The sequence below is a fragment of the Methylobacterium sp. E-012 genome, from assembly GCF_057836545.1.
In genome coordinates this window covers 1,873,367-1,891,371 of record NZ_JBYQEY010000001.1, presented here as the reverse complement: position 1 = coordinate 1,891,371, position 18,005 = coordinate 1,873,367, and the positions used below count along the sequence as shown (strand labels likewise).

Below are 18,005 nucleotides of genomic sequence, written 5' to 3'. Positions count from 1 at the left end.
AACGTTTGGCGAGAGCGCTTAGACACATATTTTCTATTGAGGCTATCAAACGCGCGAAGGCAGGCCTGGTGAAGTTGGGTTGAAAATCTGGCCACAAACAACAAACATCGATCATCCGCAGTTCTCAGCATAATGTAATTGCGCCTCACACGCGCCTTTGCCTCGCGCATCCGCGATGACCTCGTCTCGACAATGTTAAGCTTGCCCCCCGGCGCAAGCCTTCGTCCAAACGGTCGCGTTTCCGCGAGCCAAAACAACCCGACCGTGATCGTCAGAGCATCGCCCCGGACCGCATCATGAAGAAAATCCTGTTCGTGACGCATGCTGCCAGCTACGGCGGCGCCGAGCTGTTTCTCCGCGATGTCGTGCTTCATGCGCGCAGCAGCGGACAGGAATGGCCGGTCATTTTCCTCGCTGATGGCCCGCTCAAGACGGATCTCATCGATGCCGGTGCGACGGCCAAGACTGTCAGCGCCGGTGCTCAGATCCTGAAGCTGAAGCGGGGGTCGAATGTCCGTGAAGCGCTATCGGCGCTGTACAGCATTTATGCGGTCGTTAAAGTTTTGACTAAAGAATTCCGGAACTACGACGTCATCTGCGCCAACAGCCAGAAATCCTTGTTCATCGCCGGACTTGCGGCACGACTTGCACGAAAGCCGTTCGTGTGGATCCTGCACGATCTCGTATCAGACCAGAGTTTCTCCGCCGCGATGCGACGAGCTCTGGTTTTTTTCGCCAATCATATGACGTCGGCCGTCGTCGCAAATTCTTATGCCGCAAAAGACGCTCTTGTCCAATGCGGAGGCAAAGCAGACAAGATCTCGGTCGTCTATAATGGCTTCGATTTTGACACCAATTTCGGTGACAACGCCTCTGGGCGGGATCGCGCTACCCTCCTCGGAGAAGCAGGCTTATCGGACCTGCCGACTGTCGGTTTGTTCGGCCGGATTGCGCAGTGGAAGGGCCAACATGTCCTGATCGAAGCGGTCGAGCGTGTTTCCGGTCTGCAAGCGATCATCGTCGGTGATGCGACCTATCAGGATGGCTCCTATTTCGATCGGATCCGAGCCATGGTCGAGGACAGGAATCTGTCCCACCGCGTCAAATTCCTCGGGTTTCGGAAGGACGTTCAGCGCCTGATGGCGACCGTCGATATCGTGGCGCACACGTCGACCGAGCCGGAGCCGTTCGGTCGGGTGATCGTCGAAGGCATGGCGCAACGCCGCCCCGTGATCGCGACGCGGGGCGGCGGTGTCGGCGAAATCATCGATCACCCGACAAACGGCATTCTCTGCGAACCGGGAGACAGCGTGGCGCTGGCCGAGGCCATGCGCGCGATCATCACCGATAACGCGATGGCGTCTCGCTTGGCCGAGGCGGGCTATCAAAAGGTGACGGCTCGATTCTCGATCGAGCGCTCCGTCCGGGACCTGAAGGACGTCTTCGACGGGTTATCACGCGTCTGACTGGCGAACGCGACGACCGGTCAGGCACCGCGTTCTTCTAGCCGCCCAGCGGCGCGGGTTGTGTCGGCCGAGTGGTGGGCGGTGAGGGACTCGAACCCCCGACCCTCTCCGTGTAAAGGAGACGCTCTACCAACTGAGCTAACCGCCCTGCGGCCGACCGTTACGGCATGGCGCATGCCCGGCGCAAGGCCCGGCGACCAGCGCCGTGAAGGCCGGTGAATAGCCGGTGCTCTCGGTGGGTTTGCAGCCGGCCCCGTTGGAGACGGATTGGGTTCCAGCCGCGCGGACTGAGCGCGTTCCGGCCTCCACTGAGCAGATCAGCGGGATGCCGATCTCCTGGGCGATCCGCGCCGCAAGTCCCGCCGGACCAGCACCGCCAAGGATGATCGTTTCGGCGCCATGACCGACGCAGGCGCCGCACGCGTCAACCAAACCTGCGAGCGCAGCGTCCGGGTTGCGGGCGATGGCACCGCCACTCGGAGCCACAGTTCGGATCGTCGCAAGCGCATCTGCCAGGCCGAGCACCATCACGATAGCCCGGAGCATCGGCCCCAGGCGGCGCCGCCGACGACAAGGTCGGTCACCGGCGCGCTGGTGCTGGGAGTGATCGGCAGGATGCGCAACCGGTTTTCCGCGCACGAAAAAGCCCCCGGTGCGTGGCTCCGGGGGCTTGTCTCATCCGATCAGGGGGCTCAGTGGGCGACGAAGATCGCGCCGTCCTCCTCAGTCCGAGCAGGCTTGGCCACGGGCAGCGGCTCCTCCCACTCGATCGGCACGGGCTGCCGGACCAGCGCTTTCTTCAGCACCTGGTCCATCCGGGATACGGGCACAATCTCCAGCCCGTTCTTCACGCTATCGGGCACCTCGGCGATGTCCTTGGCGTTTTCCTCAGGGATCAGCACCGTCTTGATGCCGCCGCGGAGGGCGGCGAGCAGCTTCTCCTTCAGGCCCCCGATCGGGAGCACCCGACCGCGGAGCGTCACCTCGCCGGTCATCGCCACATCGCGACGGACCGGGATGCCGGTCAGCGTCGAGATGATCGCGGTGGCCATGGCGATGCCGGCTGACGGGCCGTCCTTCGGGGTCGCCCCCTCCGGAACGTGGACGTGAATGTCGCGCCGGTCGAACAGCGGCGGCTCGATGCCGAAGTCGATGGCCCGGGAGCGCACGTAGGATGCGGCCGCCGAGATCGACTCCTTCATCACGTCCTTCAGGTTGCCGGTGACCGTCATCTTGCCCTTACCGGGCATCATGACACCCTCGATCGTCAGCAACTCGCCGCCGACCTCGGTCCAGGCCAGACCCGTCACCACGCCGACCTGATCGTCCGCATCGATCTCGCCGTAGCGGAACTTCGGCGGGCCGAGGAAGACCGGAAGGGTCTCCACGTTCACCGCGACGACCTTAGTCTTGGTGATCAGGATCTCCTTCACCGCCTTGCGGATCAGGTTGGACAGCTCACGCTCCAGGTTACGGACACCGGCCTCCCGCGTATAGCGGCGGACCAGCATCATCAGGCCATCGTCGTCGATCGACCACTCGTGCGTCCCGAGGCCGTGCTTCTTCAAGGCGTTCGGGATCAGGTGCTTGCGCGCGATCTCGACCTTCTCCTCCTCGGTGTACCCGGCGATGCGGATCACCTCCATCCGGTCCATGAGCGGGCCCGGGATGTTGAGGGTGTTGGCCGTGGTCACGAACATCACGTTCGAGAGATCGTAATCCACCTCCAGGTAGTGATCGTTGAAGGTGCTGTTCTGCTCCGGGTCCAGCACCTCGAGGAGCGCCGCGGACGGGTCGCCGCGGAAATCCATGCCCATCTTGTCGATCTCGTCGAGCAGGATGAGCGGGTTCGAGGTCTTGGCCTTGCGCATCGACTGAACGATCTTGCCGGGCATCGAACCGATATAGGTCCGGCGGTGACCGCGGATCTCGGCTTCGTCCCGCACGCCGCCGAGCGACATGCGCACGAACTCCCGACCCGTCGCCTTCGCGATGGACTTACCCAGCGAGGTCTTGCCGACGCCAGGGGGGCCGACGAGGCACAGGATCGGGCCGGTGAGCTTGTTCGCACGCTGCTGAACGGCGAGGTACTCGACAATCCGCTCCTTGACCTTCTCCAGGCCGAAATGGTCATCGTCGAGGAGCGCCTGGGCGCCGAGCAGATCCTTCTTCATCTTCGAGCGCTTGCCCCACGGGATGCCGAGCATCCAGTCGAGATAATTGCGCACCACGGTCGCCTCGGCGGACATCGGCGACATCTGCCGAAGCTTCTTCAGCTCGGCCGTGGCCTTGTCGCGTGCTTCCTTGGTGAACTTGGTCTTCTCGATCTTCTCTTCGAGCTCCGCGAGTTCGTCGCGGCCATCCTCGGAGTCGCCCAGTTCCTTCTGGATCGCCTTCATCTGCTCGTTAAGATAGTATTCGCGCTGGGTCTTCTCCATCTGCCGCTTGACGCGGGTCCGGATGCGCTTCTCCACCTGGAGCACGGAGATCTCGCTCTCCATCAGGGACAGCACACGCTCGAGGCGCTGCGCCACCGTGGGGGTCTCCAGGATGCCCTGCTTGTCGGAGATCTTGACGAGGAGGTGCGAGCCGATCGTGTCGGCGAGCTTGGACGGCTCGTCGATCTGGGTCACGGCGGAGACGACTTCGGGCGAGATCTTCTTGTTGAGCTTGACGTAATTCTCGAATTCCGAGAGCACGGAACGCGCCAGTGCCTCGGCCTCGACGCGGTCACCCAGCTCGTCGTGCAGAGCCTCGGCGGTCGCCTCGTAATACTCGTCCGAGCGGGTGAAGCCCGTGACTTTCGCGCGGCCCATGCCCTCCACCAGCACCTTCACGGTGCCGTCGGGCAGCTTCAAAAGCTGAAGCACCGAGGCGAGAGTCCCGATCTTGTAGATCGCATCGGTCGCCGGATCGTCGTCGCCCGCATTGATCTGGGTGGCGAGCAGGATATGCCGGTCGGTGCGGACCGCCTCCTCAAGGGCGCGGATCGACTTCTCGCGGCCCACGAACAAGGGCACGATCATGTGCGGGAAGACGACGATGTCGCGCAGGGGGAGGACGGCGTAGGAGCCGGTCGAGCCCGGGACTACCGGCTGGCGCGATTTCGACTGTGACATGCTGACTTCCTCTCAGGGACGCCCGGGTTCGACGCCTCCATGCACGGAGCGCGCCTACAGCCAGGGGCCGACCGGGCCGCGAGGGTCGGGATTTCGCTAATTTTGCGGCTGGCGACGCGGACCGGACCTCGAAAGGAGCGTGCGGCCTCCGCGCTAAGCCTGAGGTGGCTGCGGGGTGCAGCGTTTTCAAGATGTTCCCCGCAGCGCGCCCGGCCCGGGGCCGAGCGCTCGATGCAGCCCTACCAGGCCCTTACGCGCTGACGCTGGCGGGTGCGTCCTTGTTGCGGTCGCCGTGGATGTAGAGCGGCCGCGACTTGCCCTCGACCACCTCCGGACCGATCACCACCTGCTCGACGGACTCGAGGCCCGGCAGGTCGTACATTGTGTCCAGGAGGATCGTCTCCAGGATGGAGCGCAGGCCGCGGGCACCGGTCTTCCGCTCGATCGCCTTGCGGGCCACGAGCGACAGGGCCTCGTCCTGGAAGGTCAGGTCGACGTTCTCCATCTCGAACAGACGCTGATACTGCTTGACCAGCGCGTTCTTCGGCTCCTGCAGGATCTTCTTCAGGGCAGCCTCGTCGAGATCCTCCAGCGTCGCCAGGACCGGCAGACGGCCGACGAACTCGGGGATAAGGCCGAACTTCAGCAGGTCCTCCGGCTCCACCGAGCGGAAGATCTCGCCAGTGCGACGATCGTCGGGGGCCTGCACGGTCGCGCCGAAGCCGATCGAGGTACCCTTGCCGCGCTGGGAGATGATCCGCTCCAGCCCCGCGAAGGCGCCGCCGCAGATGAACAGGATGTTCGTCGTGTCGACCTGCAGGAATTCCTGCTGCGGGTGCTTCCGGCCGCCCTGGGGCGGGACGGAGGCGACCGTGCCTTCCATGATCTTTAGGAGCGCCTGCTGCACGCCCTCGCCCGACACGTCGCGGGTGATCGACGGATTGTCGGACTTGCGGGAAATCTTGTCGATCTCGTCGATGTAGACGATGCCGCGCTGCGCCCGCTCGACATTGTAGTCCGACGCCTGGAGCAACTTGAGGATGATGTTCTCGACGTCCTCACCGACATAGCCGGCCTCGGTGAGGGTCGTGGCGTCCGCCATGGTGAACGGCACGTCGAGGATCCGGGCGAGGGTCTGCGCGAGCAGCGTCTTGCCCGAGCCGGTCGGCCCGATCAGCATGATGTTGGACTTGGCCAGCTCGACGTCGTTGTGCTTCGTCGCGTGCGCGAGCCGCTTGTAGTGGTTGTGCACCGCAACCGAGAGGACCTTCTTGGCGAAGTCCTGGCCGATGACGTAATCGTCGAGGACGCGGCGGATCTCCTTCGGGGTCGGCACTCCGTCGCGGCTCTTCACCAGCGAGGATTTCGACTCCTCGCGGATGATGTCCATGCACAGCTCGACGCATTCGTCGCAGATGAACACCGTCGGACCGGCGATCAGCTTGCGGACCTCGTGCTGGCTCTTGCCGCAGAACGAGCAATACAGCGTGCTCTTCGAGTCGTTGCCGCCAGTCTTGCTCATATCGGTCTCCGAATTCCTCGCGTCCGCAGCCGGCTGAGGGCGGACGCGCATCGCCTGAATGTAGGGGGCCCGTTTAAAGAAACAGTGTGCTGCGCGTCTTTGACCGAAGGGCCCAAACTCGGATGCAAACACGCTGCCGCGGCGGGATCAAGGCCGCGCCGCGGCGATCAGGCGACGTATCCCGCTCAGGCCGCGGCCGGCTCGGGACGCTTCTCGATCACCTCGTCGATGAGGCCGAACTCCCGGGCCGCATCGGCGGTCATGAAGTTGTCGCGCTCAAGGGCGGTGTGGATCGAATCGTAGTCGCGGCCCGTGTGCTTCACATAGATCTCGTTCAGGCGCCGCTTCAGCGCCTCGATCTCGCGGGCGTGGATCAGGATGTCGGTCGCCTGACCCTGGAAGCCGCCCGAGGGCTGGTGGACCATGATCCGCGCGTTGGGCAGGGCGAAGCGATGGCCGGGCTCGCCGGCGGTGAGCAGCAGGGAGCCCATCGAGGCGGCCTGGCCGACGCACAGGGTCGTCACCGGGCAGCGGATGAACTGCATCGTGTCGTAGATCGAGAGGCCCGAGGTGACCACGCCGCCGGGGGAGTTGATGTAGAAGGAAATTTCCTTCTTCGGGTTCTCCGCCTCGAGGAACAGCAGCTGCGCCACGATCAGCGACGCGCCGTAATCCTCCACGGGGCCGGTGAGGAAGATGATGCGCTCGCGGAGCAGGCGCGAGTAGATGTCGAAGGCGCGCTCGCCGCGGCTCGACTGCTCGACGACCATCGGCACGAGCGCGTTGTTGTAGACGTCGATCGGATCTCTCATCTCGTCCTGCCCAGAGTGAGGCCCGGGGCGGCCGCGAATCAGCGCAGCCCCGGGCATGTCAGCGAACACCGGCGATGCTTAACCATCGCCTAATCTTTGCCCGCCGTCCTCGGACAGGGCGGGACTCAGTCGGCCGAAGGCTCGGCCTTGTCAGCCGGCTTCGCGCCGGTCGTGTCGTCGTCATCTTCGTCTGCGAAAAGCGCCTCTTTCGAGACGGGCTCCTCGACGAGTTTGACCTGCCCGAGGACGTGGTCAACCACCTTCTCCTCGAACAGGGGCGCGCGGAGTTCCGCGAGCGCCTGCGCGTTCTTCCGGTAGAAGTCCCAGACCTGCTGCTCCTGGCCCGGGAACTGCCGGACCCGGGCGATGAGGGCCTGGTTCACCTCCTCGTCCGAGATCTTGATATCGGCGCTCTCGCCGACCTGCGCAAGCACGAGACCGAGACGGACGCGCCGTTCGGCGATCTTCCGGTACTCGGCCTCGGCCTTCTCCTGGGTGGTGTCCTCGTCCGCGAAGGTCTTGCCCCGGGTCTTCAGATCCTCCTCGACCTGCGCCCACACGGCGGCGAATTCCTGGGCGACCAGGGACGGGGGCAGCTCGAAGGCGTATTTCGTGTCGAGGGCGTCGAGGAGGTCCTTCTTCAGGCGCCGACGCGTGGCGGCCTCGAAGTCCCGGCCGATCGCCGTGGACACGGCTTCGCGCAGCTTCTCCAGGGATTCCATGCCCATGGACTTGGCGAACTCGTCGTCGACCTTCGCCTCGCCCGGAGCTTGGATCTTGGTGACCGACACGTCGAACTCGGCGTCCTTGCCGGCAAGCTGCTCGGCCCCGTAGGACTCCGGGAAGGTCACCTTCACGAGGCGCTTGTCGCCGACCTTCGCGCCGACCAACTGTTCCTCGAAACCGGGGATGAACGATCCGGAGCCGAGTTCGAGGTCGATACCCTCGCCCTTACCGCCCTGGAATTCCTCGCCGTCGATCCGGCCGACGAAGTCGATGGTGACCCGGTCGCCGGTCTGGGCCTCGGCACCCTCGTCGCGCTCGGCGAACGGACGGCCCTGCCCGGCCATACGCTCGAGGGCCTCATCCACCTCCGTCTCGGAGGGTTTGGCGACGCGCTTGGTCAGGCTCACATCCGAGAGATCGGCGAGCTCGAAGCTCGGCATCACCTCGAGGGCCACCTTGAACGCCAGGTCGCCCTTGGCGTCCAGGGCCTTCTCGACCTCGGCCTGATCGGAGGGGAACTCGACCTGCGGCTCCAGGGCGAGCTTGAGGCCGTTATCGGTGACGATCTGGCGGTTGGCCTCGTTGACGGCGTTCTGCACCACCTCGGCCATCACGGAGCGGCCATAGACCTTGCGCAGGTGCGCGACCGGGACTTTGCCCGGGCGGAAGCCCTTCAGCTGCACCTTGTCCTTCATGCCGGACAGCTCGGTGGTGAGGCGCTCCTCGAGTTCCTGCGCGGCCAGCAGGACCTGAAACTCGCGCTTCAGCCCCTGGGCATTGATCTCGGTCACCTGCATCGTCGTCGTCGCTCTTCAAAAATCTGTGGTCGCCGGCCGGGCCAGCGTCGTGCGGCGTGTTCGCGCGGTCCGGGATGCCAAGATGTCGGGTACGGAGACGGGGCGGTCCGCGGAGGACCGCACCTCAGGAGACGTCCTGGTGCGGGCGGAGGGGCTCGAACCCCCACGTCTTGCGACACTGGAACCTAAATCCAGCGCGTCTACCAGTTCCGCCACGCCCGCGCGCGCCGACATCCGGCGCATCGCCGGCCGCCAGAAGCGGGCCCTATAGCATGGGCCGGCGGGCCCGCAGCAAAAAAAACTCGGCGCCGCGGCTTCGGTGGCGCTTCCCCCGGCGCGCCGCTATGGAGCGGGCCCGCCGCGAGCCGCAGCCGAGATCCCATGCCGCCATCCCGCCCCGTGCCGCCGATCGACCCGCGCCCCGGCCGGCCGTCGCGCCGGACCCTGCTGGCGGGCGCAGCCGCCTTGGGACTCGCACCGGAGGCCGGGCGCGCCCAGGCGCCGGCGGCCGCACCCGGGACGGCGCCTCCGGCGCCCGCGCCGTCGCAGCCACAGCCGGCGGCCCTGCCGGCCGCCCCCGGCAAGACGCGGTTCCGGCCGGAGCCCGCGCCCGAGACCCCGGTCTGGTGTTTCGACGGCAAGGCCCTGCCGCCCGTCATCCGGGTGAAGCTCGGGCAGCCGGTGCGGCTGAGGGTGGAGAACCGGACCGACAAGGGCCTGTCACTGCACTGGCACGGGGTGCGCAACGTCAACGCCATGGACGGGGTCGGCGGAGTGACCCAGGCGCCGATCCCGCCGGGGGGCGAGTTCCTCTACGCGTTCACGCCGCCGGATGCCGGCTCCTACCTGATCCGGCCCCTGGTCGTCGGCGGAGCGAGCGAGCCGTCGGGACGGGGCCTCGCGGGCATGCTGGTCGTCGAGGAGACAAACCCGCCCGCCGTCGATGCCGATGTCTGCGTGGTGCTGCAGGACTGGCGGATCGAAGATGACGGGACCCTGATGCCGTTCGGGCAGGCCAAGCTTGCCGCCGCCCAGGGCCGGCTCGGCAACCTCGTCACGGTAAACGGCACGCCGGCCCCGGCGACCTTCGAGGGACGTCCGGGCGCGCGCCTGCGCCTGCGTCTCGGCAACGCCTGTAACGCCCGGGCGACGCGGCTCAGGTTCGAGGGCGTGAAGGTCTATGTGGCGGCGGTGGACGGGCAGCCCACCGACACGTTCGAGCCCCTGCGGGCGACCCTGCCGTTCCCCCCGGGGACCCGCTACGACCTGCTGGTCGATCTTCCGGATGCGGAGGGCGCCGCCTGCGCGGTCGAGGCGCTGATCGGCAAGGGGCTGACCCTCGCGACGGTCACCACCAAGGGCGCCAGGATTCCCGACAAGCGGCCGCCGATCGGCCCGATCGGCGAGAACAAGCGCCTGCCGGCGGAGATCAAGCTCCAGAACGCCCTGCGGCGCGACGTGGTGATCACCGGAGGCGCCTTCGTGCCCAAGGAGACGAAGGGTGCCAAGGACACGCAGACGGCTTCCCGCGAGGGCCCGGCGCCGGATCCGGTCTACACGGGCGATCCGAGCAAGATCTGGTCGGTGAACGGCGCCAGCGGCGTCGTGGGCCTGCCGCCGATTTTCTCGGTGAAGCGCGGACAGGTGGTGGTTCTGGCCCTGCGCAACGACACCGCCTTCCCGCAGGCGCTGCACCTGCACGGGCACTGCTTCCGCCTGCTTCACCCCCTCGACGATGGCTGGGAGCCCTATTGGCTCGATACGTTCCAGCTCCTGGAGGGTCGGACCGCGCGGATCGGCTTCCTGGCCGACAATCCCGGGCGCTGGCTGATCAGCGCCACGGTGCTGGAGCGGTTCGACACCGGCCTCTGGACGATGTTCGAGGTCACCTGAGGGCCGCCTCGGCGAGGTCGGCGAGAACAGCCGGCATCAATTCGGGGATGTCCTCGGCGATGAGCCCGGGGCCGTGGCGCAGGCCGGCATCCCCGTGGAGCCAGACGCCGGCGGCGGCGGCCTCGAACGGCGGCATGCCCTGCGCCATCAGGCCGGCGATCAGGCCGCTCAGCACGTCGCCCGATCCGGCCGTGCCCAGATAGGGGCTGGCGTGATCATTGATCGCCGCACGTCCGTCAGCGTCGGCGATCACGGTGTCGGCGCCCTTCAGGACCACGACAGCGCCCATCAGTGCGGCGGCCGCCCGTGTCCGGGCGAGCTTGTCCGCCCCCGCGGCGGTCGCCCCGGTCCCGTCGAACAGCCGCGCGAACTCGCCGGCATGCGGCGTCAGTACTGCTCCGGCCTCGCCGTCCGCCAGATGCGCGGCGAGGAGCCGCGCCTGCCCGGAGAAACTCGTCAGCGCATCGGCGTCGAGGACGAGACCGCGTCCGGCGGCCGCCGCCACCGCGACGCGCTCCCGCGTCAGGTCGCCGGTGCCGAGACCGGGGCCGGCCAGGACCACGTTCAGGCGCTCGTCGGTGAGCAGGTCATCGAGATCGTCGGCGGTCTCGCAGGGGCACAGCATGATCGCCGTCAGATGGGCGGCGTTCTCGGCCAGCGCGCCGGCCGGTGAGGCGATCGTCACGAGGCCGGCCCCGACCCGCAGGCCCCCCCGGGCGGCCAGCCGGGCAGCGCCGGTCTTCGTGGCCGGCCCCGACAGCACCAGGGTATGGCCGCGGGTGTATTTGTGGCTCGCTCCGCCCGGCCGGGGAAAGGCGGCTGCCCAGAGGCTCGGTCCGTTGCGGTAGAGGGGCGGTCCGCCGGCGGCCAAGCCCGTCTCCAGGGCGGCCGGACCTGTCCCGATCTGCACCACGCTCAATTGGCCGCAATGCGCCCGCCCCGGCTCGAGCAGGTGCCCGGGCTTGAGCGCCACGAAGGTCACGGTCTCGACCGCCCGGATCGCCGCGCCGCGGACCGCGCCGGTATCGCCGTCGATGCCGCTCGGCACGTCCACCGCCAGGACCGGGCAATCATGGCCGTTCACCGCCTCGACCAGAGCGCGGGCCTCACCGTCGAGATCGCGCGACAGGCCGGATCCGAACAGGGCGTCGATCACGAGATCGCAGGGCGGCAGCGGCGCGGACGCGGCTCGGCCGACCGGGCCCGTCCAGGTCTCGGCCGCCAGGGCGGCATCGCCCGTCAACGCCTGACGATCCCCGAGGAGGCGCAGCTCCACCGGGTAGCCGCCTGCCGCGAGCAGGCGGGCGGCCACGAACCCATCGCCGCCGTTGTTGCCGGGCCCGCACAGGACCAGGGCGCGACCGCCCGTGGGAAGCCGGGCTCGGGCTCGGGCCGCCACGGCGGCTCCGGCCGCCTCCATCAGTGTGAATCCAGGGATCCCGGCGGCGATCGCCGCGGCATCGACCGTCCTCATGGCCGCGACCGTCAGCAACCGCATGTCTGCCTCCCTCACTGCCCGTGCGCCGACCAGACGTGCTGAACCTTGCGCCAGAAATCCGCGAAACGCCCGAAGGATGTGCGGTAATCGCACAGAGATTAGGCATTCCGGCCCGGCACACCGAGAAATCGGCGTGGCGGACGCGTCACGGGGATGTTAGAAATATGCCGCATCGTAGCGCGGGCCCGAGCGGCATGAAGAAGATCGAAGCGATCATCAAGCCTTTCAAGCTCGACGAGGTGAAGGAGGCGCTCCAGGAGGTCGGCCTCCAGGGCATCACCGTCATCGAGGCTAAGGGCTTCGGCCGACAGAAGGGCCACACGGAGCTCTATCGGGGCGCCGAGTACGTGGTCGACTTCCTGCCGAAGGTGAAGCTGGAGATCGTGCTGTCCGATGCGCTCGTCGAGGGCGCGGTGGAGGCGATCCGCAAGTCGGCTCAGACCGGCCGCATCGGTGACGGCAAGATCTTCGTCTCGACCATCGAAGAGGCGATCCGCATCCGCACCGGCGAGACCGGGACCGACGCGATCTGAGCTGTCTCGGGACTGTCGACATTCGCCGGAACTATCGGCCGATCGTGGCGCCGGTGACGTTGGCGGTGTCGTTGTGGGTCGTCGTCGCGCAGCGGGCGGCGGCGCGCTGGAACGGCCTGAGCTTGGCAAGTCAGCACACGACGAGATGACGCCGCGCCGACAGGGGCTTGGCGAGCGCGTGTTTCCGCCCGCGGGAGGGGTTGGCTCGGCTCACCGCGACGGCGTCGGCAGCCTTGAATCATAGCGTCCGCAGACCCGAACGTCCACACCGCCTCAACCCCGCGGCGTCGGCCGCCAATCGGGGGGCGCCATCTCGAAGCCCGAAAACGTGAAGCCCGGCGACACCGTGCAGCCGACGAGCGTCCAGGCGCCGAGGCTCGTGGCAGTCTGCCAATGGCCGGCCGGCACCACGCATTGCGGACGCTGCCCGGCCGCCAGGTCCGGCCCGAGATGCTGCGCTGCCGCGTCGTGCCCGTTCGGGCTGACGGTGATCACCAGCGGCGCGCCGGCATGCCAGTGCCAGATCTCGGTGGCGTCGACCCGGTGCCAGGCCGAGGCCTCGCCGACGTCGAGCAGGAAATAGATCGCGGTGCCGACCGAGCGGCCGTCGACGGTCTGCGGGTCGCGAAAGGTCTCCCGGTAATGGCCGCCCTCGGGGTGGGGCTTCAGATCCAGGGTCGCGATCACCTCGGCTGCCGTCATCATCCGTTTCTCCGCACGCCGCGGCGGCGTCTTGCCGCCACTTGGCGCCGATGGTACCGGCGCACCACCCTCAAGGTCCCGAAAAAGATGCCGAGCCCGACCGTACGCCTCCACCGCGGAGACCTGCCCGCCGATTACGATGCGGGCCGGGCTGTCGCCATCGATACCGAGACGCTCGGCCTCAACCCCCATCGCGACCGGCTCTGCGTGGTCCAGATCTCCACCGGCGACGGCACCGCCGACGTGGTGCAGATCCCGCAGGACGGCCCCGAGCCGGTGATGCTCAAACGCGTCCTGGGCGATCCGAAAGTCCAAAAAATCTTCCACTTCGCCCGGTTCGACGTGGCGGTGCTGTTCAAGGCGTTCGGGGTGATGCCGCAGCCGGTCTACTGCACCAAGATCGCATCGAAGCTCGTCCGCACCTACACGGATCGCCACGGGCTCAAGGACGTGGTCCGCGAACTCGTGGGCGTCGACCTATCCAAGCAGCAGCAATCCTCCGATTGGGGCGCCGAGACCCTGTCGCAGGCGCAGCTCGACTACGCGGCGTCCGACGTACTCCACCTCCACGCCGCCCGGGACCGGCTCGACACGATGCTGGTTCGGGAGGGCCGCACCGATCTGGCGGCGGCCTGCTTCGCCTTCCTGCCGACCCGCGCCCGGCTCGACCTCGACGGCTGGCCGGAGACGGACATCTTTGCGCATAGCTGAGGTGACGGGCCGCCGGTTCGTCAGGTCAGCGTCCGGGGGCCGGACGGAGTCGTGATCCGGGCAGTCCAGCGCGGGCCGTCGCCCCGCACGACCTCCGGTGGCTCGGCCAACCCGAGCGCGGTGTGAAGCTGGCACGCGGCGTCCGGATCCGGATGCGTCAGGACGAGCGCATCGAGCCGGGCCCCGAGATCCGGCATCGTCCGGGCGGGACTGCCGCTCGGCCCCCAATCCATCATGCAGGGCGCGGCGCCGTCCGCCGGCCAGGCCCCATCCGGGCGCAGGCCGAAGCGCCACGACAGGGTGCCGCGGGTCATGGTGGCGGCCTCACCGAGCAGGTCGCCCTGGGCGGCGAGAACACCGTCGAGATCGTCCGTGCGGGCGACGAAGCCGCGCAGCCGCCGGCCTGAATCCCAGTCCGCCCGCACCTTCGCTGGGTCGCTCAAGCCGAACCAACGGGCGCGGGGTGGGGCGGGCGCCTCGGGATCGACCGCGATCACCTCCAGGAACACCGCATCGCCGAGGCGCAGCAGGTGGTTGCGGGTGCCCATCTCGGGATGGCGCCCGCCTTCCGGCATGGCGAAGCCGAGGCAGGCCCGGACATGGGCCACGCCCTCCGCGAGATCGGGGGCCACGACGACGAGGTGGTCGAGGGTGAGCATCCGTGCATCTGCCGCTTTGAACGATCGAGACGTCCGCGTGTCACAAGCTCTTCCGCAGGTCGAGATGAACCGGATAAGGAAGCGCCGAAGGTCCTTTGGATCACGGAAGTGCAAGTCGATGCAGGCGGTGGCCCAGAGTTTCATCCCTTCCTTCGGTGTCAGGTCGCTCTCCAGCACCGCGCCTTCGAAATCGTGCAAGCAGCTCGATCCTCGCCCTTGAAGCAGCCAAAAATCGCGGCGGTGGCTTCCTCGAACGACGCGTCCTGATCGTCGATGCTCTGATTGAACCGCTCACTGAAGCGGATGAATTCCGGTGTGGCGGGCATCCGTCCCGATTCCCGCCGCGCCCGGTTCCGCAGCTTGTTCTGTCGGATCACGACTGCTTTCGCGTCACAATCTGTCTCGCACTCTCTTAAGGAAGGCTCTGAGTTCGGCGCCATCGTAGAACACGATGTCTGCCTCCGACGACCACCACAGCTTTCGTAGTTCCTCGTCCGAGACATCATCCTGGGTGAGGGTGTCAAGATAGGCTTTCAGGCGGCCTCGTTCGGTCTCGTCCTTGAAAGGGGAAAGAATCCATTGAATTATCGCGTCTTCAGTCGAAAAATACTCCATAAGATCTTGATGGAATTGACGTGTGAAGGTGTCAAATTCTGACGGTTTTACCGACGGACGTGAAGCCGATTGGATAATGATTTCAGGGCGGAAGGCTTGTTTCAAAATATCGCTTTTAGCAGTATTGAGCGGCGTAAGTACAATAACTGAAAAAAATAACATGATCATTTTCATACCCATTATAATCATAATCGATCACGAATCTTATTCAGCAACAATCTTAATGGAGGTGCGGAATGGAACAACCACTGCGCTTTCGAGTCGTTCCAGAGATTTAATAATTCCCTGCCGTCGAAATCGTCGCTGGCGATAAGAGATAGATAGTCACGCAAAGATAAGCGGCGCTCTTCCAAAAATGTCTCTATGGCAAACTGCAAAAGCTCCGCTTCCGTGCTAAAAATGCGATCGACATCTTGAAAAAAGCGTTCGATTAATTCGTCGAACTCGGGGTGTGTAGACATTTCAATCCCCTTCATTGTAAGGGAACGCTGATTGTACATGATAACCTCGCGACGACCGTCGATCGCGGACTATGTATATGGCTACGCCATAGGTATTTCTCATGTACATCACGCCATCTTTGGTAATGTATGCCTCGCGGCCGGTCCTGTATCCGAAACGCGTTGTAAAGCAGGCGCGATCTTTCTCCCCAGACTCCACCTCATCAGCGCGCTGCGCGTTGATTTCTAACGTTCGATTAACGAGGTCGTTAGCTGTCTCTCGGGAGTCAAACGAGCCGTCGCATTGCAGTCCACCATGGGCCAACAGGTTTCCCCATTGGCTCTTCCGCACGCGTTCCATCATCTCTTCGTCGGTCTTTCCAACGTGTGAATCAATTGTATGCCCCCGAATTTTTCCTCTTCTTCTAAAACTACAATACATTGGTATTTATCTCTGTCGCTGACATTATATATGTGCGCTGTGTCGTCGTTCTCAGACCGAACTGAACCGTCGTCACTCGTCCATTGTCCCCCGTCCGGATGCCCAGCGGGGACCCGCGGTTGGCCGGGATTGTAGGCGCGAAGGATGAGGCCAAGTCGAAGCAGCTTTACCTCAACACTGACAGCTGCCAGCTGCTACCGGAACCGGGTGACGACGATCTCTTTCGTGACCATGAATCACCCCGCCTGCGAGCGGGTCATTCGTAGGCTTATAATCTTATGTGTCAAGCTTGTTCTTGTTTTGTTCAAGATTGGCTTTGGAGTCGGCGACGGGCGCTTCCACCTCACCTCTCACCTTCGAGGGCCGGGCTCCACGCCCGGCCCCCTTTCACATCACAGCGAGTAGTACTGCACGAACTCGATCGGGTGCGGTGTCATCTCGTAGCGCAACACCTCGGTCATCTTCAGCTCGATGAACGAGTCGATCTGGTCGTCCGAGAACACGCCGCCCTCCTTGAGGAAGGCCCGGTCCTTGTCGAGGCTGGTGAGCGCCTCGCGCAAGCTGCCGCAGACGGTCGGGATCTTCTTCAGCTCCCGGGGCGGCAGCTCGTAGAGATCCTTGTCCATGGCCGGGCCCGGATCAATCTTGTTGCGGATGCCGTCGAGGCCGGCCATCAGCAGCGCCGAGAACGCCAGGTAGGGGTTGGCCATCGGGTCGGGGAAGCGGACCTCGACGCGCTTGGCCTTCGGGCTCTTGGTCCACGGGATCCGGCAGGAGGCCGAGCGGTTGCGCGCCGAGTAGGCAAGCAGCACCGGCGCCTCGTAGCCCGGCACCAGCCGCTTGTAGGAGTTGGTCGACGGGTTGGTGAAGGCGTTGAGCGCCTTGGCGTGCCGGATGATGCCGCCGATGTACCAGAGGCATTCCTGGGAGAGACCGGCATACTTGTCGCCGGCGAAGACCGGCTGCCCGTCCTTCCAGATCGACTGGTGGACGTGCATCCCCGAGCCGTTGTCGCCGTAGACGGGCTTCGGCATGAACGTCGCCGACTTGCCGTAGCTCTGCGCGACGTTGTGGATGCAGTACTTGTAGATCTGCATGTGGTCGGCGAGCAGGGTCAGCGTGTCGAACTTCATGCCGAGCTCGTGCTGGGCCGAGGCCACCTCGTGGTGGTGCTTCTCGACCTTCACGCCCATGGATTGCATGGCCGCGAGCATCTCGCCGCGCATGTCCTGCGCCGAATCCTGCGGCGGCACCGGGAAGTAGCCGCCCTTGGTCTGGACCCGGTGGCCGAGGTTGCCGCCCTCGTAGTCCGTGAAGCCGTTCGACGGCAGCTCGGTCGAGTCGAGCTCGAAGCCGGTGCGGTAGGGGTCGGCGGCGAACTTCACATCGTCGAACACGAAGAACTCGGCCTCGGGGCCGACATAGATCGTGTCGCCGATCCCGGTCTGCTGCAGGTAGGCCTCGGCGCGCTTGGCGGTACCGCGGGGGTCGCGGCCGTAGGGCTCGCCGGTGGCCGGTTCCAGCACGTCGCAGACGATCGACAGCGTCGCCGCCGAGAAGAACGGGTCGAGGGTGGCGGTGGCCGGGTCCGGCATCAGCAGCATGTCGGACTCGTTGATCGCCTTCCAGCCGGCGATCGAGGAGCCGTCGAACATCGTACCTTCGTCGAAGATCTCCTCGTCGATGAGCGACACGTCGAAGGTGACGTGCTGCCACTTGCCGCGCGGGTCGGTGAACCGGAAATCGACGTAGCGCACGTCGTTGTCCCGGATCGTCTTCAGCACCTCGGCCGCTGTGGTCATCGTGGGCATCCTCCAGGAATCGCGTGGAACGCTCGCGGTGCGCCCGCTCTCGGTCAGGCCGCGCCGGCAAGCGGCGCTTGATATCCGGCGCGGGCACCGGTTGCCACCCGCAGCGGGCCGGAATCGCGCCGAGCGTGGGACGATCGACCGCCCGTGGCGCGGCTCTCGATCCCGTGATCGCCAAAACCGGTCGTTCGGGCGATTTTGGCCACCGCACCGGGGCGCTCTGGCATGCTCCATGCAAAAGCGGCAGCGGCCGTCGATGAGG

General features: G+C 65.8%; 17 protein-coding genes and 2 tRNA genes. 4 read left to right on the top strand and 15 right to left on the bottom strand.

The window, feature by feature from the left end; genetic code table 11:
* The first annotated feature begins 296 nt into the window (after positions 1 to 296).
* Positions 297 to 1,466 (top strand): glycosyltransferase family 4 protein, encoded by a 1,170-nt coding sequence (locus tag AC3IF1_RS08960; protein ID WP_489217257.1) that lies wholly within the window; start codon positions 297 to 299, stop codon positions 1,464 to 1,466.
* A 72-nt stretch (positions 1,467 to 1,538) separates the two neighbouring features.
* Here the strand turns inward: AC3IF1_RS08960 and AC3IF1_RS08955 are convergent.
* The 7 genes from AC3IF1_RS08955 to AC3IF1_RS08925 all read right to left on the bottom strand — a co-directional run bounded on the left by AC3IF1_RS08955 (position 1,539) and on the right by AC3IF1_RS08925 (position 8,664).
* A tRNA-Val gene (locus AC3IF1_RS08955) sits at positions 1,539 to 1,614 on the bottom strand.
* On the bottom strand, positions 1,605 to 1,994 hold the full coding sequence (locus AC3IF1_RS08950) for an aspartate/glutamate racemase family protein (RefSeq protein ID WP_489217256.1): 390 nt from the start codon (positions 1,992 to 1,994) through the stop codon (positions 1,605 to 1,607). The genes AC3IF1_RS08955 and AC3IF1_RS08950 overlap by 10 nt, the downstream gene beginning before the upstream one ends.
* A 164-nt stretch (positions 1,995 to 2,158) precedes the next feature.
* On the bottom strand, positions 2,159 to 4,585 hold the full coding sequence (gene lon, locus AC3IF1_RS08945) for an endopeptidase La (protein ID WP_243966965.1): 2,427 nt from the start codon (positions 4,583 to 4,585) through the stop codon (positions 2,159 to 2,161).
* A 250-nt stretch (positions 4,586 to 4,835) separates the two neighbouring features.
* Positions 4,836 to 6,107, bottom strand: coding sequence for an ATP-dependent Clp protease ATP-binding subunit ClpX (clpX, locus tag AC3IF1_RS08940; protein WP_010684321.1), 1,272 nt, complete (start codon positions 6,105 to 6,107; stop codon positions 4,836 to 4,838).
* Positions 6,108 to 6,292: 185 nt separating this feature from the next.
* Positions 6,293 to 6,919 (bottom strand): ATP-dependent Clp protease proteolytic subunit, encoded by a 627-nt coding sequence (locus AC3IF1_RS08935; RefSeq protein ID WP_243966964.1) that lies wholly within the window; start codon positions 6,917 to 6,919, stop codon positions 6,293 to 6,295.
* Positions 6,920 to 7,044: 125 nt separating this feature from the next.
* Positions 7,045 to 8,442, bottom strand: a complete 1,398-nt coding sequence (gene tig, locus AC3IF1_RS08930; RefSeq protein WP_489217255.1) for a trigger factor — start codon at positions 8,440 to 8,442, stop codon at positions 7,045 to 7,047.
* A 137-nt stretch (positions 8,443 to 8,579) separates the two neighbouring features.
* A tRNA-Leu gene (locus AC3IF1_RS08925) sits at positions 8,580 to 8,664 on the bottom strand.
* Positions 8,665 to 8,823: 159 nt separating this feature from the next.
* On the opposite strand from AC3IF1_RS08925, the gene AC3IF1_RS08920 reads away from it, so the two are divergent.
* A complete protein-coding gene (locus tag AC3IF1_RS08920) occupies positions 8,824 to 10,335 on the top strand; it encodes a multicopper oxidase family protein (protein WP_489217254.1) in 1,512 nt (503 codons plus the stop codon).
* On the opposite strand, the gene AC3IF1_RS08915 is transcribed toward AC3IF1_RS08920, so the two are convergent.
* The gene (locus tag AC3IF1_RS08915) at positions 10,328 to 11,833 is read right to left on the bottom strand and encodes an NAD(P)H-hydrate dehydratase (RefSeq protein WP_489217253.1); all 1,506 of its coding nucleotides are present in this window, start codon (positions 11,831 to 11,833) and stop codon (positions 10,328 to 10,330) included. The genes AC3IF1_RS08920 and AC3IF1_RS08915 overlap by 8 nt on opposite strands.
* Positions 11,834 to 12,027: 194 nt before the next feature.
* Here AC3IF1_RS08915 and AC3IF1_RS08910 point away from each other — a divergent pair, with 194 nt between their 5' ends.
* Positions 12,028 to 12,366, top strand: coding sequence for a P-II family nitrogen regulator (locus tag AC3IF1_RS08910; RefSeq protein ID WP_003600526.1), 339 nt, complete (start codon positions 12,028 to 12,030; stop codon positions 12,364 to 12,366).
* A gap of 273 nt (positions 12,367 to 12,639) precedes the next feature.
* Here the strand turns inward: AC3IF1_RS08910 and AC3IF1_RS08905 are convergent, their stop codons facing one another.
* A complete protein-coding gene (locus tag AC3IF1_RS08905; RefSeq protein WP_489220359.1) occupies positions 12,640 to 13,068 on the bottom strand; it encodes a cupin domain-containing protein in 429 nt (142 codons plus the stop codon).
* Positions 13,069 to 13,155: 87 nt separating this feature from the next.
* Here AC3IF1_RS08905 and AC3IF1_RS08900 point away from each other — a divergent pair, with 87 nt between their 5' ends.
* The gene (locus tag AC3IF1_RS08900) at positions 13,156 to 13,779 is read left to right on the top strand and encodes a ribonuclease D (protein WP_489217252.1); all 624 of its coding nucleotides are present in this window, start codon (positions 13,156 to 13,158) and stop codon (positions 13,777 to 13,779) included.
* Between the two features lie 20 nt (positions 13,780 to 13,799).
* Here AC3IF1_RS08900 and AC3IF1_RS08895 read toward each other — a convergent pair whose 3' ends face one another.
* From AC3IF1_RS08895 to glnA, 6 genes are all read right to left on the bottom strand, one after another.
* On the bottom strand, positions 13,800 to 14,438 hold the full coding sequence (locus tag AC3IF1_RS08895) for a VOC family protein (protein ID WP_489217251.1): 639 nt from the start codon (positions 14,436 to 14,438) through the stop codon (positions 13,800 to 13,802).
* Positions 14,439 to 14,596: 158 nt separating this feature from the next.
* Positions 14,597 to 14,815, bottom strand: a complete 219-nt coding sequence (locus AC3IF1_RS08890) for a hypothetical protein (RefSeq protein ID WP_489217250.1) — start codon at positions 14,813 to 14,815, stop codon at positions 14,597 to 14,599.
* A gap of 13 nt (positions 14,816 to 14,828) precedes the next feature.
* Positions 14,829 to 15,227, bottom strand: a complete 399-nt coding sequence (locus AC3IF1_RS08885; protein ID WP_489217249.1) for a hypothetical protein — start codon at positions 15,225 to 15,227, stop codon at positions 14,829 to 14,831.
* A gap of 11 nt (positions 15,228 to 15,238) precedes the next feature.
* Positions 15,239 to 15,553, bottom strand: coding sequence for a hypothetical protein (locus AC3IF1_RS08880; RefSeq protein ID WP_489217248.1), 315 nt, complete (start codon positions 15,551 to 15,553; stop codon positions 15,239 to 15,241).
* Entirely contained in the window at positions 15,516 to 15,854 is a 339-nt protein-coding gene (locus AC3IF1_RS08875; RefSeq protein ID WP_489220358.1) for an RNase A-like domain-containing protein, read from the bottom strand. Before AC3IF1_RS08875 ends, AC3IF1_RS08880 begins: the two co-directional genes overlap by 38 nt.
* A 473-nt stretch (positions 15,855 to 16,327) precedes the next feature.
* Entirely contained in the window at positions 16,328 to 17,737 is a 1,410-nt protein-coding gene (gene glnA / locus AC3IF1_RS08870; RefSeq protein WP_243966953.1) for a type I glutamate--ammonia ligase, read from the bottom strand.
* Positions 17,738 to 18,005: the final 268 nt, after the last annotated feature.